Source organism: Paenarthrobacter sp. 22069 (assembly GCF_052046035.1).
Taxonomy (GTDB): Bacteria; Actinomycetota; Actinomycetes; order Actinomycetales; family Micrococcaceae; genus Arthrobacter.
Genome location: NZ_JBQEQF010000006.1, coordinates 126,467 through 141,158 on the forward strand (window position 1 = coordinate 126,467; position 14,692 = coordinate 141,158).

At 67.6% G+C, this 14,692-nt stretch carries 16 protein-coding genes; 8 read left to right on the forward strand and 8 right to left on the reverse strand.

Annotation, left to right across the window (positions count from 1 at the left end; all coding sequences use genetic code 11):
- The first annotated feature begins 1 nt into the window (after position 1).
- The gene (locus ACTJK0_RS06695) at positions 2-682 is read left to right on the forward strand and encodes a 3-oxoacid CoA-transferase subunit B (protein ID WP_440744693.1); all 681 of its coding nucleotides are present in this window, start codon (positions 2-4) and stop codon (positions 680-682) included.
- A gap of 35 nt (positions 683-717) precedes the next feature.
- Positions 718-1,530, forward strand: a complete 813-nt coding sequence (locus ACTJK0_RS06700; RefSeq protein ID WP_440744694.1) for an IclR family transcriptional regulator domain-containing protein — start codon at positions 718-720, stop codon at positions 1,528-1,530.
- Between the two features lie 32 nt (positions 1,531-1,562).
- Here ACTJK0_RS06700 and ACTJK0_RS06705 read toward each other — a convergent pair whose 3' ends face one another.
- The gene (locus tag ACTJK0_RS06705) at positions 1,563-2,159 is read right to left on the reverse strand and encodes a hypothetical protein (protein WP_440744695.1); all 597 of its coding nucleotides are present in this window, start codon (positions 2,157-2,159) and stop codon (positions 1,563-1,565) included.
- Between the two features lie 123 nt (positions 2,160-2,282).
- Positions 2,283-3,620 (reverse strand): MFS transporter, encoded by a 1,338-nt coding sequence (locus ACTJK0_RS06710; protein ID WP_440744696.1) that lies wholly within the window; start codon positions 3,618-3,620, stop codon positions 2,283-2,285.
- Between the two features lie 142 nt (positions 3,621-3,762).
- On the opposite strand from ACTJK0_RS06710, the gene ACTJK0_RS06715 reads away from it, so the two are divergent.
- The 6 genes from ACTJK0_RS06715 (at position 3,763) to ACTJK0_RS06740 (ending at position 9,497) form a co-directional block, all read left to right on the forward strand.
- Positions 3,763-4,599, forward strand: a complete 837-nt coding sequence (locus ACTJK0_RS06715) for a shikimate dehydrogenase family protein (RefSeq protein ID WP_440744697.1) — start codon at positions 3,763-3,765, stop codon at positions 4,597-4,599.
- 116 nt (positions 4,600-4,715) lie between these two features.
- The gene (locus ACTJK0_RS06720; protein WP_440744698.1) at positions 4,716-5,504 is read left to right on the forward strand and encodes an IclR family transcriptional regulator domain-containing protein; all 789 of its coding nucleotides are present in this window, start codon (positions 4,716-4,718) and stop codon (positions 5,502-5,504) included.
- 116 nt (positions 5,505-5,620) lie between these two features.
- A complete protein-coding gene (locus ACTJK0_RS06725; RefSeq protein ID WP_110545514.1) occupies positions 5,621-6,814 on the forward strand; it encodes a Re/Si-specific NAD(P)(+) transhydrogenase subunit alpha in 1,194 nt (397 codons plus the stop codon).
- A complete protein-coding gene (locus ACTJK0_RS06730; RefSeq protein ID WP_110545513.1) occupies positions 6,814-7,134 on the forward strand; it encodes an NAD(P) transhydrogenase subunit alpha in 321 nt (106 codons plus the stop codon). The genes ACTJK0_RS06725 and ACTJK0_RS06730 overlap by 1 nt, the downstream gene beginning before the upstream one ends.
- Positions 7,131-8,504 (forward strand): NAD(P)(+) transhydrogenase (Re/Si-specific) subunit beta, encoded by a 1,374-nt coding sequence (locus tag ACTJK0_RS06735; RefSeq protein ID WP_440744699.1) that lies wholly within the window; start codon positions 7,131-7,133, stop codon positions 8,502-8,504. The genes ACTJK0_RS06730 and ACTJK0_RS06735 overlap by 4 nt, the downstream gene beginning before the upstream one ends.
- A 72-nt stretch (positions 8,505-8,576) precedes the next feature.
- Complete coding sequence (locus tag ACTJK0_RS06740; protein ID WP_110545509.1) at positions 8,577-9,497, forward strand: diacylglycerol kinase family protein; 921 nt, start codon at positions 8,577-8,579, stop codon at positions 9,495-9,497.
- A gap of 20 nt (positions 9,498-9,517) precedes the next feature.
- Here ACTJK0_RS06740 and ACTJK0_RS06745 read toward each other — a convergent pair whose 3' ends face one another.
- The 6 genes from ACTJK0_RS06745 to ACTJK0_RS06770 all read right to left on the reverse strand — a co-directional run bounded on the left by ACTJK0_RS06745 (position 9,518) and on the right by ACTJK0_RS06770 (position 14,622).
- Positions 9,518-10,243: an aspartate/glutamate racemase family protein gene (locus ACTJK0_RS06745; protein WP_110545508.1), complete on the reverse strand. Its 726-nt coding sequence runs from the start codon at positions 10,241-10,243 to the stop codon at positions 9,518-9,520.
- Between the two features lie 9 nt (positions 10,244-10,252).
- Positions 10,253-11,683 (reverse strand): amidohydrolase family protein, encoded by a 1,431-nt coding sequence (locus ACTJK0_RS06750; RefSeq protein ID WP_440744700.1) that lies wholly within the window; start codon positions 11,681-11,683, stop codon positions 10,253-10,255.
- A 31-nt stretch (positions 11,684-11,714) separates the two neighbouring features.
- A complete protein-coding gene (locus tag ACTJK0_RS06755; RefSeq protein WP_440744701.1) occupies positions 11,715-12,503 on the reverse strand; it encodes an aspartate/glutamate racemase family protein in 789 nt (262 codons plus the stop codon).
- Complete coding sequence (locus ACTJK0_RS06760) at positions 12,500-13,183, reverse strand: GntR family transcriptional regulator (protein WP_110545503.1); 684 nt, start codon at positions 13,181-13,183, stop codon at positions 12,500-12,502. The genes ACTJK0_RS06755 and ACTJK0_RS06760 overlap by 4 nt, the downstream gene beginning before the upstream one ends.
- A gap of 79 nt (positions 13,184-13,262) precedes the next feature.
- Positions 13,263-14,195 carry an MFS transporter gene (locus ACTJK0_RS06765; protein WP_440744702.1) on the reverse strand — a complete coding sequence of 311 codons (933 nt, stop codon included), beginning with the start codon at positions 14,193-14,195 and terminating at the stop codon, positions 13,263-13,265.
- Entirely contained in the window at positions 14,122-14,622 is a 501-nt protein-coding gene (locus tag ACTJK0_RS06770) for an MFS transporter (RefSeq protein ID WP_440744703.1), read from the reverse strand. The genes ACTJK0_RS06765 and ACTJK0_RS06770 overlap by 74 nt, the downstream gene beginning before the upstream one ends.
- Between the last annotated feature and the right edge of the window lie 70 nt (positions 14,623-14,692).

Sequence of the window (14,692 nt, forward strand, 5' to 3'; positions counted from 1 at the left end):
GATGAGCCTCACCGAAACGTCCCTCCAGACCTCGGCGACGCCGCTGGGCCGCGACGACCTGGCCCGGCTGGTTGCCCGGGACATCGCACCCGGGTCCTTCGTGAACCTGGGCATCGGCCAGCCCACGCTGGTGTCCAACTACCTCACCGACGAACAGAACATCACCCTCCACACGGAGAACGGCATGCTCGGCATGGGCCCGGAAGCCAAGGGCGACCAGATCGACGAGGACCTCATCAACGCCGGCAAGATCCCCGTCACCGAACTACCGGGTGCCTCCTACTTCCACCACGCCGACTCGTTCGCCATCATGCGCGGCGGCCACCTGGACATCTGCGTCCTGGGCGCCTTCCAGGTCTCTGCCACCGGTGACCTGGCGAACTGGCACACCGGGGCACCCGGGGCGATTCCCGCCGTCGGCGGCGCCATGGACCTGGCCACCGGCGCCAAGGACGTCTTCGTCATGATGACGCTCCTCACCCGCGAGGGCGTCTCGAAGATCGTGGACGCCTGCACCTACCCGATCACCGGCGTCGGCTGCGTCACCCGCGTCTACACAGACAAGGCCGTCTTCCTCATCGGCCCGGACGGCGTCACCGTCCGCGAAACCTTCGGCTGCACCTTCGAGGAACTCCAGGACCTGGTGCCCGTCCCCCTGAAGGCCACGCCCGCCGGCGGATGAGCCTGCGCCCGTCACCGCACCTAGGATTGGTAACCATGATTGACGCCGCAGGCACAGATACCCAGGCCGCCCCGCAGGCCAGCGACCAGTACGTCCAGTCGCTGGCCCGGGGCCTGGCGGTGATCCGCGCCTTCGACGCCGAGCGCCCGGTCATGACGCTCACCGAGGTGGCCTCGCGCACCAACCTGACCCGGGCCACGGCCCGGCGGTTCCTGCACACCCTGGTGGAACTGGGCTACGTGCGCACCGACGGCAAGACGTTCGCCCTCACGGCCAAGGTCCTCCAGCTGGGCTACGCCTACCTTTCGGGGCTGTCCCTGCCGCAGCTGGCGCAGCCGCATCTGGAGGAGTTGTCCTTGAAACTGGGCGAGTCCACCTCCGCCGCCGTGCTGGACGGCACCGACATCGCCTACATTGCCCGGGTCACCACCCGCCGCATCATGACCATCGGCATCACGGTGGGAACCCGGTTCCCCGCCTATGCCACGTCCATGGGCAGGGTCCTGCTGGCGCACCTTTCGGCCCCGGACCTCAAGGCCTACCTGGCAGCCGCTGACATCAAGCCGCTCACACCCCGCGCCCTGGGCACCGTCCCGGAACTGCTGAAGGTGCTGGACACCATCCGGGCCCAGGGCTGGTGCCTGCTGGACCAGGAGCTGGAGCTGGGGCTCATGTCCGTTGCCGCGCCCGTATATGACGGCCCCAAGGTGGTGGCGGCCGTTAACGTGTCCCTGCAGGCCCAGTCCGTGGAGGCCAAGCCGGACCGGGAGGCGTACCTGGCGTCGGTGGCGCAGGAAATCGTGGCCACCTCCCGGCACATCTCCGCGGACCTTACCGCCCGCGGCTAGGGGTACCGGGCCGGAAACCCAGCCGCTCCTGTCTAGCTGATCCTGGTTTGGGCGAACAGCCGGCGGAGGGTGACGAAACAGCCCAGGGCGCTGAACAGCAGGGTCACCAGGAAGTCGCCCGCGTACCCGTCCACTATGTCCCGGTTGGTCGCGAGGTTGTAAAGGAGCAGGTCCCATGTCCCGGCGTCGGCCAGCATGGTCAGCGGAGAACCGCCGCCCAGGTACTTGGCCGCATCCACCAGCATGCCGCCCCAGAAGGACAGCAGGACGGTCCCGAGCGTTACGGCGGTCACCACCCACGCGCCGCGGCGGCTGATCATCCCTCCGGTCCCCAGGACATACAACCGGGCCGCCGCGGCAGCGGCGATGAAGGCAACAATGGACGCCATCCACCCCATGCTCCACAACACCAGCCAGGCGGCGACACCGACGGGAACAGCAGCGAGGGCGAAGATTGCACCACGGACCACATCCTCCCTGGCTGCGCTGACCGGCGCTGCCGCTTGGAACTGGTCGAATGGCGGGGGAGCCCATGCCCCGGGTGCCCGCAGCCCGAACTGGGGTTCGGCGGGAGCACCGCCTTCACGTTCCCCGGGCTGTGATGCATCGAATTCTGCGCGCTCTGGCATGGTTCCCCCAATATGTGAGATGTGTGAATGCGCTTATTGTCACACGCCAGCCAGCCAAAGGCGCGGGGCACTGAAAGGGGGCGGACGACGGNCCGCCCCGCTTTGTCCGTGGCTGCTGTGCCCCTACCGGACAGGGTTGCCGAGTTGCCGCAGGGGAGTCCTGGCGGTTTCACGCGCCCACCATGCACCCGCCACGGCGAGGATCGACGAGCCCGCAACAATCCAGGCTGCGGGGCCCCAGTTGGCCTTGTCCGCACCCACCAGGGCGGTGCCGAGCAGCGGTGTGAAGCCTGCGCAGAGGATCCCGATTTGAAGCCCAATCGCCATGCCGGAGTAGCGGACCTTCACGTTGAAGAGTTCAGCGAACCAAGCGGGGTAGATTGCGTTGGACATGGCGTAGGTGCCCGCGGTGATGAGGGTGCTGGTCAGGAAGATCATCGGTACGTTACCGGTGGCGATCACCGAGAAGTAGACAAAGATCATGATGCCGGAGCCCAGGACCCCGATGATGAAGACCGGGCGGCGGCCAAACGTGTCGGACAACCGCGCGGTCAGCGGCTGGGTAACGACGGCCAGGACATTGCCCACGATGCTGACCCAGAGCATGGTGGAGGCCGGGACGCCGACAGACACCGCGTAGGCCAGGCCGAATGACTGCATGAACGTGTTGGTGACCGTTTCGAAGGACATCAGCGCCACCTGGAAGAACTGCGCCGGGTGCGTCTGGAACATCCTGGCAAAGGGGAGCTTCACCAGTTCGCCGTGCTCCTGCTTTTCCTCGAAGACCTCCGGCTCTGCCAGCGACCGGCGGACCAGGTAGGCGACGATCAGCACGATGAGGGACAGCCAGAACGGGATCCGCCAGCCCCAGGCGATGCGGTCCGCGTCAGACATGGCAGCCACGGGCAGGAACGCCAGGGACGCCAGGACGATCCCGAAGGAAATGCCGCTCATGGCAAAGCTGGCGAAGAAGCCGCGCCGGCCTTCAGGCGCCTCTTCGGTGGAGAGGGCCGAGGCTCCGGCGGTCTCGGCTCCTGCAGAGAGGCCCTGCAGCAGGCGGAGCAGGACCAGCAGCGCCGGGGCAAAGTAGCCTGCCGTCTCGAAGTTCGGCAGGGCGCCGATGAGGAACGTGGCACTGCCCATGAGCACCAGGGTGAGCACAAGGGTGTTCTTCCGGCCGATCTTGTCACCCAGGTGGCCGAACACCACGGCGCCGAAGGGGCGGGCGACGTAGGCCACACCGAAGGTGGCGAAGGATGCCAGGAGGGCAACCGTGGGGTCGCCGGCCGGGAAGAAGATCTTGGAGAAGACCAGGGAGGCGGCTGTTGCATAGATGAAGAAGTCGTAATACTCCAGGGCGCCGCCGAGGAATGCGGCCAGCGCCGCCTTCCTGGCGCGCTTAAGCCGGCGCTGTCCCTCAGGCGTGGAGGGGGCCTGGGCTCCTGCTGCGATGTCGGTCATTTCCGGTTTTCCTTCCACGCTGAAGGCGGTGGATCCAATAATTTGTACGCATACCGAACAACTGTGCGAAATGCGCCTAGATCGAGGATACTAGCTGGTGACGCCAATCACAACGCCGCTGTCCGCGAAAGGTGGAAAACGAATGGAACCGAGCACGCAGCCTTCCCGCCTGGCCCTGATCGGGTCGGTGGCGTCGCAGGCCATGTCCCCCCGACTGTGGAATCCCGTCCTGCGTGAACTCGGCAGGGGCTGGACCTATGAGGCCTGGGATGTGGCGCCGGATGGTGACCTGGCGGCCGTCCGCGTGCGGCTTCTGGCGCCGGACGTGATGGCCGCCAACGTCACCATGCCGCACAAGCACTGGGCGGCCGAAACCGCAGACGCTGCCGCGGAGCCGGTCCGGCTGAGTGGGGCGTGCAACCTCCTGGTGCGGCAGGCCCAAAGACTGGTGGCGTACAACACCGATATCACCGCGGCCCAAGTGCTGCTCGGCGGCACGTACCAGCGCCATGCCCTGTTGCTCGGCGCCGGCGGGGCGGCGCGGGCCGCCCTGATCGCCATCAGGGGCAACGTGGGGTCCGTGTCCATCAGCGACCGGGACCGCCACGCCTCGCACGAGCTGCTGGACCTCGCCCGGAAACTGGGCATCAACGCCCGGGACGTCACATGGCAGCAGGCGCAGGACCTGGCCCCGGAAGCGTCCCTGATCGTCAATGCCACCCCCATTGGCAAGGGCACCTCCGACGGTCCCGCCTGGGGCGGCTCGGCGCTGGCACCCGACGCCGTCCTCTACGACTTCGTCTACGCCCGGCACAGCACGTCCAGTGTTTCCTGCGCCCAAAGGATGGGGATCCGATGCATCGACGGGTGGGACCACCTCCGCGAACAGGCGGTGGCCATGGTGCCCCTGCTCGGGCTGGACGCCCGGGCCCGCGCCCTGCTGCAGGAAACACTGGTCCGGCTTCGGGCCGGGCACTAGCGGGCAGCACCTTCCGGCGGACCTTTGACGGCGCAGCTGCCCGATATGATCGGACAGGCGCGAAAAGCCCGGCAACACAGTGCCGTGCACGCTCATCGGTCCGGGGAGGAACAAGAGTGGAGGAGCAGGCAGGCTACTTCGTTAAGTCGGTTGAAAAGGCCTTTGACGTCCTGCTCGCCTTCACTCCGGACCAGCCCCGGCTCACCGTCTCCCAGGTCGCCGCGCTGACGGACATGACCCGCGCTTCCGCCCGCCGCTTCCTTCTCACCCTGGCCGACCTTGGCTACCTGCGCGCCGCCGGGCCTGCCTTCGAGCTGACCGCGCGGTCCCTGGACATTGGCCGGTCCTACCTTGCCGCGCTGACATTGCCCAGAGTGGCGGCGCCGCACCTGAGGGACCTCGCAGCAGAGCTTAACGAGACCACGTCCCTCTGCATCCTCGAGGGCGGTGACGTGGTCTACGTTGCCTGCGTCCCCTCACCACGCCTGTTGAGCGTGTCCATCACCGTCGGTACCCGCTTCCCCGCATGGGCCACCTCCATGGGCCGGGTCCTCCTGGCTGGGCTGCCCGCGCCGCAGCTTGAGGAGTATTTCCACTCGGTCCGGCTGCACCGCTTCACCGACCACTCCATCGGCAGCGTCGAGGACCTGCGGACGGAAGTGGAGGCGGCCAGGACCAGGGGATGGTCCATGGTCTCGCAGGAACTGGAAGAAGGCCTGCGCGGCGTGGCGGTTCCGGTCCGGCGGGGACACGAGGTGGTGGCCGCGGCCAACGTTTCGCTGCAGACGCACCGCGCCGCCGCCCAGGATATCGAAGCGTCGGTCCTGCCGCAGCTGATGGAAACCGCACGCCGCATAGCGCTTGACTACGGCGGGCCGCTTCAGGGCGCAGCGGCATCAGGGTAACGCTTTGCCACTGAAGCCGGCAACGCCACTCCCGCAGCGGGAGCGCTGGCCCTAGACTCTAGCCAACTGCGTGCAGCAGTTCCGCTGCAGCGCTCGTCAGGAAGAGGAGTCAGCGGGTGAAGCTGGGGATTCCGCGGGAACGCCGGGAGGGCGAGCGGCGTGTGGCCGCCACTCCCGACACTGTGAAGCAGTTGGCCGGGATGGGCCTGGAGGTCCTGGTGGAAGCCGGGGCAGGGGACGGCGCCGGTCATCCGGACTCCGCCTACCACCAGGCGGGCGCCACTATCGTCCCCGACCTGGATAACGCCGCGCTGGACCTCCTGGCCCATGTCCGCCCGCTGGACCCGCAGACCGCCGCGTCCCTCAAAAGGGGAGCCGTGACGGTGGGGCTCGCGTCGCCGTCGTCCGAACTGCCCTCGGTGCAGGCGCTCGCGGACGGCGGGGTGACTTCCTTCGCGCTGGAACTGGTGCCGCGCATCTCCCGGGCGCAGTCGATGGACGCCCTCACCTCCCAGGCGCTGGTGGCCGGGTACCGGTGTGTCCTCGAGGCCGCCATCCGGCTGCCGCGCTTCTTCCCGCTGTATATGACCGCGGCAGGAACCGTCCCGCCGGCCCGCGTCCTGGTTCTGGGCGCCGGCGTGGCCGGGCTGCAGGCCATCGGCACCGCGAAGCGGCTGGGTGCCCGTGTCTTCGCCAACGACATCCGGCCCGCCTCCGCTGACGAGGTGGCATCGATGGGCGGCACCTTCATCCGGCTGGACCTTGAGACGGCCGAAGCGGCCGGCGGCTACGCACGGCAGTTGAGTACCGACGCCGGCACCCGGCAGCGGCAGCTGCTGGCACCGCATGTCGCGCAGTCGGATGTACTGATTACGACGGCGGCGGTCCCCGGGCGGCCGGCTCCCCTTTTGGTGACCCGGGAGATGGTGCAGGGCATGCGCCCGGGATCGGTCGTCGTCGACCTCGCCGCGGAGTCCGGCGGCAACGTGGAGGGCTCCGCGCCGGGCCAGGACATTCCGATCCCCACCGCCGACGGCACCGGCCACATCACCCTGGTGGGCCTGAAGGATGCCGCCTCCGCAATGGCTTCCGACGCCTCCCGCCTCTACGCCAAGAACGTGGCCAACCTGCTGGCCCTGCTGGTCCGCGACGGTGGGCTCAACCTGGATTTCGACGACGAAGTGGTGGCCGGCGCCTGCCTCACGCACGCAGGCGCGGTCCGGCACCAGCCCACGGCGGAACTGCTCACGGCGCGGACCGCGGCCGGGACGGGTGCCGCAGCGGCAGCCCGGCAGGAAGGAAGGCTCTGATGGACGGAACAGCCCTGCTGACCATCACGGTCCTGGCAGTGTTCGTTGGCTTCGAAGTGGTGTCCAAGGTTTCCAGCACCCTGCACACCCCGCTCATGTCCGGCGCCAACGCCATCCACGGGATCATCCTGGTGGGTGCCATCATCGTGGCCGGCCAGGCCGCCGACCCGTGGGTCCTGGCGGTGGCGCTGCTCGCCGTCGTCCTCGCCACCGCCAACCTGGTGGGCGGGTTCGTGGTGACCGACCGGATGCTGCACATGTTCCACGCCAAGCGGGACGTCGCCAAGACCGGGCCCGGGCCGGGGGCGGGCCGCAAATGAGCCTCCTGGATCCGGTCTGGACGTCCCTGCTCTACCTCGCCGCGGCCGTCTGCTTCATCCTGGCACTGCGCGGGCTAAGCTCCCCGCGGACCGCCCGCCGCGGAAACCTGGTCGGCGCACTCGGCGCGCTGATCGCCGTCGCCACCGTGTTCCTGTCCGCCCGGCTGGAGAACGTTGCCTGGATCCTGGTCGCCATCGCCGCCGGATCCGTAGTGGCGGCACCCGTGGCACGCCGGGTGAAAATGACCCAGATGCCGCAGCTGGTGGCCCTGTTCAACGGCGTGGGCGGTGGCGCCGCAGCCCTGGTTGCCCTGCTGGAACTGGGCCACGCGGACAACCCGTGGGTGCGCCTGGCCATCGTCTTCACGCTCTTGGTCGGTGCCGTCTCCTTCGCCGGCTCAGGCATCACCTTCGCCAAGCTGCAGGAACTCATGACCACCCGCCCGGTGGTGTTTCCCGGGCTGCCGGTGGTGATGGCCGTGGTCCTGCTCGCCGCGGTGGCCGCCGGCGTGGCCGTGGTCCTGACCGGTTCGCTGCCGCTGGCCGTCCTGCTGCTTGCACTGGGCCTGGCCGCCGGTGTCCTGCTGGTGCTGCCCGTGGGCGGCGCCGACGTGCCCATCGTCATCTCGCTGCTGAACGCCTTCACCGGCCTGGCTGTTGCGGCGTCCGGCCTGGTGCTGGGCAACGTCCTGCTGGTGGTGGCCGGCACCCTGGTGGGCGCCTCGGGCACCATCCTTACCCGGGCCATGGCGGCGGCCATGGGCCGGAGTGTCGCGGGCATCCTGTTCGGGGCGTTCCGGGGAGGTTCGACGGCGGGATCCACCGCGGTGAGCGAGCGTCCGGTGCGCTCGTCGTCGGCGGAGGACGTGGCAGTCCTGCTGGGCTATGCCCAGCGGGTGATCATCGTCCCGGGGTACGGGCTCGCCGTGGCGCAGGGCCAGCATACGGCCGCGGAACTGGCGCTGGCTTTGGAAGCCCGGGGGATTGAGGTGGATTTCGCCATCCATCCCGTGGCTGGGCGGATGCCGGGACACATGAACGTCCTCCTGGCGGAGGCCAACGTGCCGTACGAGTCGCTGAAGGAGATGGGCGAGATCAATCCGGAGTTCAAGACCGCGGATGTGGCCCTGGTGGTGGGTGCCAACGACGTAGTGAATCCGGCCGCGAAAACCTCCTCCGGCTCCCCGATTTTCGGGATGCCCATCCTGGAAGTGGCGGAGGCGCGGCAGGTGGTGTTCCTGAAGCGGTCCATGCGCCCGGGTTTCGCCGGTATCGAAAACGACCTGCTGTATGAACCGCAGACCTCGCTGTTGTTTGGCGATGCCAAGGAATCCCTGGCCCAGGTGCTGGGCGCGGTTAAGGCCCTTTAGGCGTGGAGCGCCCCCTGCGCCGGGTTACCCTTCTTTCAGAAGCTTGCTTTCCATCCGCCATCAGAGGACGCCATGACTGACATCAGCTCCACTTCACCCAAGCGCGCCGCCATCATCGTCAACCCCGCCAAACCGGTGGATATCGACGTGCGCGGCCTGGTGGCCAAGCACTGCGTGGAAAACGGCTGGGGCGAGGCCATCTGGCTGGAAACCACCAAGGAGGATCCCGGTGTCGGCCAGGCGAAGGAGGCGCTGGCCCAGGGTGCGGACATCGTGATCGCTGCCGGTGGTGACGGCACCGTGCGGTGCGTCGCCGAGGTCCTGGCCGGCGGCGACACCCCCATGGGACTGCTGCCCCTGGGAACCGGAAACCTGCTGGCACGCAACCTCGGGATGGACGTGACCGACTACGACGGCGCCATGGCCGGGGCCCTGATCGGCGCCGAGCGGAAGATCGACGTTGTCCGTGCCCGGCGCAGCGATCCGGACCAGGAGCAGCTCTTCCTGGTCATGGCCGGCATGGGATACGACGCCACCATCATGGCGGACACCAACGAGGACCTGAAGGACAAGGTGGGCTGGCTGGCCTATGTGGACGCGGGCATCCGGAACCTGCCGGGCAAACCGGTCAAGGCAACCGTGGTGATCGACGGGAAGTCCGTGGTGCATCGTGGTGTCCGCAGCGTGATGGTGGGCAACTGCGGAAAGGTCCAGGGGGGCCTGGAGATCTTCCCCGACGCCAAGGTGGATGACGGGCTGCTGGACATCGCAGTCCTGGCACCGCACCACGGCAAGCTGGGCTGGCTCTCTGTGGTGGCAGGGATGATCGGCAAGGGCCGGGGGAAAGACACCGCGGTGGAGTATTTCCAGGGCAAGTCCGTGGAGATCACCCTGGAGCACAAGGACGACTACCAGCTGGACGGCGACCACGAAGGCGAGGGCAAGCACGTGCTCATGACTATGGAGCCCGGTGCCCTGACCCTGCGGATGTAACAGCCCCAGATGTAGTTGCGCTAAGCCAGCAGCCGCCCCCACCGCGGTTCCAGCAGTGGCGCGCTTGCCAGTTTCAGCGCGTGCCACAGGGTGACCGCTACGGAATCCAGGACCGGAACACCTGTCCCTTCCTCGATCTCCGCCGTGATATTGGCCCCGTACAGGTTGGTGCACAGGTAGACCAGGGCGTCCGGGGCCGCGGCCGCGAGTTCCAGGGAGCCCGGCCGCATCTCGTCGTCCGTGACCCGGGCAAAGGACTCGTTGTCGCTCAGGCCCAGGGCCCGGTGGTCCACGGTCTTGATCCCTTCCCTCTCGTAGGAAGCGATGACCTGGCGGTTCACGTCCTCCGTATACGGCGTGAACAGGCCGATCCGTTCGGTGCCGAAGGTTCGGAAAGCTTCAAGGTAGGCAAGGGTGGACGTGGTGGCGGGGATCCCGGTGGCCCCGGTGATCCCATCGGCCAGCTCCTGGTCATGGGCCGAACCGAGCCACGAACCGGACGTCCCATTCCAGGCAATGACGTCAACATCCGCCGTCGCCAGCAGCTGTGCGGCGGCATGCATGACAGCTGGATCGAACTGCCGGTCCGAGGAGTCGTCCAGTGCGATGCGGGTGACCGGGATCCGGGTGAAGTGCACCGTGACGTCGGTGCGGCCGCCGAGGATGCGGTACGTCTGGGGTTCCAGGCAGGTGTTGGAGGACGGCACGATCATGCCGATCCGGCGGGGGCGTGAAGTGGCGGGCATGGTCGGCTCCTAGGCGATGGCGGCGGGCAGGTTGGAGGCTTCCAGTCCGGCGGTCTGGTGCTGCCGGAAGCCGTTGCGGTTGATGAAGCGGCCCACTGCGCCTGGGTCGTGGAAGCCGTCGGCATCCAGGACCACCCGCCCGTTGGAAACCACGACGGCGGGCCAGCCCGTGAGTGCCTGCCCATCGAATGGTGAGAAATCAGTTCCCATGTGCAGGGCTGTGCCGTCCACCGTCCGTTCCTCGGCCGGATCGAAGACCACGAGGTCGGCGTCAAACCCTTCCTCAATCCGGCCCTTGCCGGGGACGGCGTTGATTCGGGCGGGTTCGGCAGCAAAGGCGCTGACGAACTGCTCAACGGTGGCGCCTGCGGACGTCATTGCCGTGAAGGTGACCGGCATGCGGGTCTCCACGCCCGGCAAACCATGCGGCATGGCGCGGACGTCATCGGTGCGTTCGCGCTTCTGGGACAGGTCGTAGCAGGAGTGGTCGGAGGACATGGTGTGGATGGCTCCGGAGACCAGCCGTTCCTTGAGGGCGGCCACGGTCTCGGCACTGCGCATGGGCGGGCAGCAGGCAAACCACTCCGGGAAGGTGGAGGCGTACACGGAGTCATCCAGGGTGACGTAGTGCGGGCAGGTTTCCGAGTACGCCCGGACGCCCCGGTCGCGGGCCTGCGACACCATGTCCACGGCGCCCGGGGTGGACTGGTGGACGAAATAGACCGGCGCGCCCGTGTATTCGGCCATGGCCAGGGTCTCTTTCACGGAGATCTCCTCGGCCAGCTCGGGCCGGGTCCGGTGCAGGTGCTCGATGCCGATCCGGCCGTCCTGGGCATGCTGTTCGGTGCAGTCGGCAATGATGGGATCGTGCTCGGCGTGGATGTATGTGAGCCCGTCCAGCCGGACCATTTCCCGCATCACCTTCAGGATGGTGCCGCCGTCTGCCATGGTGGTGCCGCGGTTCGTGGTGTACATCTTCACCGAGCGGACGCCTTCCGCGGCCAGCTGCTCCAGCTGCCACGGCACCGTTTCGTCCCAGCTGATGACGGCACCGTGGAGGGCGACATCGCAGCGGGACTCCGTTGCCAGTTCCTTCTTGTGCAGGACGGCGGCGAGCGGGGATTCCTGGGCGTCGCGGGGGATGCCGAAGTCGATGATGGTGGTGGTGCCGCCCCACAGGGCCGCGGTGGACGTGGTCCGGTAGTCGTCGAGGGTGCGGAAGCGGCCGGTCACCTGCGCGACGTGGCAGTGGCCGTCCACACCGCCGGGGATGACGAGTTTGCCTGTGGCGTCGATGGTGTGGTCCGCGGCGGGGGCTGGCTGGGCGGCGTCGACAAGGGCTATGATCCGTCCGCCGGAAACCACGATGTGGGCTTCCTGGCGGCCGGTGCTGTTGACGATCGTGGCGTTGGCAATGACCAGGTCTGCTGGGTGGGACATCGGTGTCCTCCTGGGTCGGGGGAAGTCTGGCTTAGGCTGTGGGCTGCGGGGTTCCGGCATGCTCCTGGCGGGCGGCAAGGGCCGCGTCCAGGCTGGCGGACAAGCCCATGCGGTCCTTGGCCGGGGGCGGGGCAAAGGCGCCGGCGCGGTGTGTTCCGGACTGCAGTGCGGCCACGGCCTCCGCCATGCGGATGCCGGCGGAAATGCCGTCAACCACCGGGACGGGAATTTCTCTCTTGAGTTCCCGGGCCAGCCCGGCCAGCGGGGCACCCGCGAGGATGACGACGTCGGCTCCGTCCTCTGCCACGGCCTGCCGGCTGAGTGCCAGCAGGGTTTCGCGGAAGTCCTGCTGGACGGAGGCGATGCCGGTGAGGGTGTCATTGATGGATCGGATGGAGGCGAGCCTTCCGGCCAGGCCGAACTGCTCAACGCCCTCGCGGTACCAGGGTTTGATCCGGTCCGAGATGGCGATGATGGAAAACCGGTGGCCTTGCAGGGCTGCTGCGCACAGTGCGGCCTCGGTGATGCCGATGACAGGGACGTCGGCCAGTTCCTTGAGGGCCGGCATGCCGGGATCGCCGAAGGCCGCCACCACTACCGCATCCACCGGCTCTGCTCCGGGGCGCGTGTGCTCGGCGATGATCTCGGCCACAGCGCCGGCGGCGACCAGGGACTCGAAGCGGGTCTCGATGTATTCCACGCCGTGGCCCGCGGTCCTGACCAGCAGGTCGGTGCCGGGGGAGGCGGAGCGGAGCGCCTCGGATTCGATCAGTGCTGTGACATCGGCGCTGATGTTGGGGTTGATGACCAGGAGTTTCATTTTCTCTTCCGGTGGAATTCTGGTTCGGTCTTCTGGAAGTCCTCGGGGAACTGGTCCCGGTATTTTCCAATGTGTGATGCGGACTGGGCTGCTGCCCGGTCCGGGTCGCCGCTGGCGATGGCGGCGTAGAGCTCGCGGTGTTCTTGAATGAGTTCGGGCAGGTCGCTGACGTGCCGGAAAAGCCAGTGCATCCGGCCCTGAAGGGGTTCCAGCGCGGACTTGAGGAAGTTGTTGTCCGCGATGGCCGTGATGGCGTCGTGGAATTCACTGTTGGCCCGGTGCGCCTCCATGACCGAACCCTTGGCCAGGAAGGCCCCGGCGTTGTCCAGCAACCCTTTGAGGTAGGCCAGGTCCTCCTTGGTGGCCCGCCGGGCGGCGAGGCGGCAGGCCAGGACTTCCAGGGACTGTCGGACGTCGAAGAGGTCCTCCACGTCCTTGGGGCTGAGGCTGCTGACTTCGGCACCGCGGGCACCGCGGTCACTGATAAGGCCTTCCTGGCGGAGCATCCGCAGGGCCTCGCGCACCGGCAGCCTGGAGACAGAGAATTCTGCGGCCAGGTCGCGTTCCACCAGCCGCGTGCCGGGAGCGTAGTGTCCTTCGAATATCCGGGTGCGGAGGGTGTCCCGGACAGTTTCGCGGAGGGGGCGTTCCTTGTCCTGGGTCTCTTCTGCGGTCAGCATGATGCTCCATTCGGATTTTGTGCGGGCACCGCTCCCGGCTGCGGGGGCGTTGGTTGCAGGTTTCCCTGCGAGGGTCAGCTTAGACAGGAAGCCGCTTGTTGTAGTTCAAGGTAAGGACGGAGGCGCCCATGATGACGGCGGAACCCACGAAGTACAGCAGCGCCCAGGTGTAAGAGCCGGTAGCGCCTACGATCAGGCCCACCACGATGGGGGTAACGAAGCCGGAGATGTTGCCGCTGAGGTTCATGGCGCCGCCCAGGACGCCGGCATTGGTGCGGCCGCCCAGGATGGCGGGGATGCTCCAGAACAGGCCCACCCAGCGCAGGAAGAACAGGACCATCGAGAGCAGGACCACAGCGGTGGTGGCATCCGGGACCACAGTGACACCCACGAGGCCGCCGATCACCACGGCGCTGGAGATTCCCAGGAGGGTGCGCATGACCAGGTTTGCGGAAGCGCCGGATGCGCGCCACTTGTCGGCGATGGTGCCGCCGATGATTTCGCCGACGAACCCGGCACCGAAGATGACCAGCGTGGACCAGCCGATGGTCTTCAGGTCGAAGCCCTTGGCCTGGGCCAGGTACAGCGGGCCCCAGGTCAGCAGGCCGTAGAAGACGCCGTTGAAGCCCAGCCAGCCCAGGCACATGGCCCAGAAGGAGCGGAATTTGAGGTAGGGGAGCAGGCCGCGCTTGCCCTTGCTGCCGTCCACGGCTGCTTCTGCGTCCTCGGCAGCGTGTGACGCTTCGATGTAGGAGGCTTCGGCCTCGTTGACCCCGCGGTGCTGGCGGGGATTGTCCCGGACGTACCACCATACGGCGAGTCCCATGAGGACCGTGGCGGCGCCGGCGATGACGAAGGACCAGCGCCAGCTGCCGGTGGACGCGATGAGGCCCGCGATGATGATGCCGCCCAGGCCTGCGCCCAAGGGTGCGCCGGCGTCAAGGATGGTGGCGCCGCGGCCGCGTTCGGACTTGTGCATCCAGATGGCATTGAGCTTGCCGCCTGCCGGCATCACCCCCGGCCTCGGTCACGCCGATTCCCAGGCGGGCAATGAACATGCTCAGGAAGCCGCCCGCCATGCCGGATGCTGCCGTGGCCGCGCCCCAGCCGAGGCAGGAGGCGGTCATGACCTTGCGCGGACCGAACTTGTCGATCAGCCAGCCGACGGGTACCTGCATCAGGGCGTACGTCCAGAAAAACGCGGAGAGCAGCAGGCCGACGAGTTCGGGCGGCAGGTTGAATTCCTTTTGGATGATGGGGAGCGCGACGGAGATGGATCCGCGGTCGATGTAGTTGACGGACACCAGGACCAGGAGCAGCAGGAAGAGCTTCCAGCGGACGGCAGTGCGCCGTTGCGTGCCGCCCTTTCCGGATTGTTCGGTGGTCAGGGGTGTGGCCTCGTCGGACGTGGCCGTTGTTTCAGTGTTTGGGATGGACACAGCTTCTCCTTCACGGGGAAGTTTACGGATGGGGAGGGTTCGAAAAGATGCGTGGTGCGTGGCGGGCATG

Excerpts from the sequence above, each read along its gene's own strand:
- ACTJK0_RS06750 (WP_440744700.1), bottom strand. The coding sequence starts at position 11,683 with ATGTCCCACCCAGCAGACCTGGTCATTGCCAACGCCACGATCGTCAAC.
- ACTJK0_RS06695 (WP_440744693.1), top strand. The coding sequence starts at position 2 with ATGAGCCTCACCGAAACGTCCCTCCAGACCTCGGCGACGCCGCTGGGC.
- ACTJK0_RS06700 (WP_440744694.1), top strand. The coding sequence starts at position 718 with ATGATTGACGCCGCAGGCACAGATACCCAGGCCGCCCCGCAGGCCAGC.
- ACTJK0_RS06715 (WP_440744697.1), top strand. The coding sequence starts at position 3,763 with ATGGAACCGAGCACGCAGCCTTCCCGCCTGGCCCTGATCGGGTCGGTG.
- ACTJK0_RS06710 (WP_440744696.1), bottom strand. The coding sequence starts at position 3,620 with ATGACCGACATCGCAGCAGGAGCCCAGGCCCCCTCCACGCCTGAGGGA.
- ACTJK0_RS06735 (WP_440744699.1), top strand. The coding sequence starts at position 7,131 with ATGAGCCTCCTGGATCCGGTCTGGACGTCCCTGCTCTACCTCGCCGCG.
- ACTJK0_RS06745 (WP_110545508.1), bottom strand. The coding sequence starts at position 10,243 with ATGCCCGCCACTTCACGCCCCCGCCGGATCGGCATGATCGTGCCGTCC.
- ACTJK0_RS06760 (WP_110545503.1), bottom strand. The coding sequence starts at position 13,183 with ATGCTGACCGCAGAAGAGACCCAGGACAAGGAACGCCCCCTCCGCGAA.
- ACTJK0_RS06705 (WP_440744695.1), bottom strand. The coding sequence starts at position 2,159 with ATGCCAGAGCGCGCAGAATTCGATGCATCACAGCCCGGGGAACGTGAA.
- ACTJK0_RS06765 (WP_440744702.1), bottom strand. The coding sequence starts at position 14,195 with ATGCCGGCAGGCGGCAAGCTCAATGCCATCTGGATGCACAAGTCCGAA.
- ACTJK0_RS06755 (WP_440744701.1), bottom strand. The coding sequence starts at position 12,503 with ATGAAACTCCTGGTCATCAACCCCAACATCAGCGCCGATGTCACAGCA.
- ACTJK0_RS06730 (WP_110545513.1), top strand. The coding sequence starts at position 6,814 with ATGGACGGAACAGCCCTGCTGACCATCACGGTCCTGGCAGTGTTCGTT.
- ACTJK0_RS06740 (WP_110545509.1), top strand. The coding sequence starts at position 8,577 with ATGACTGACATCAGCTCCACTTCACCCAAGCGCGCCGCCATCATCGTC.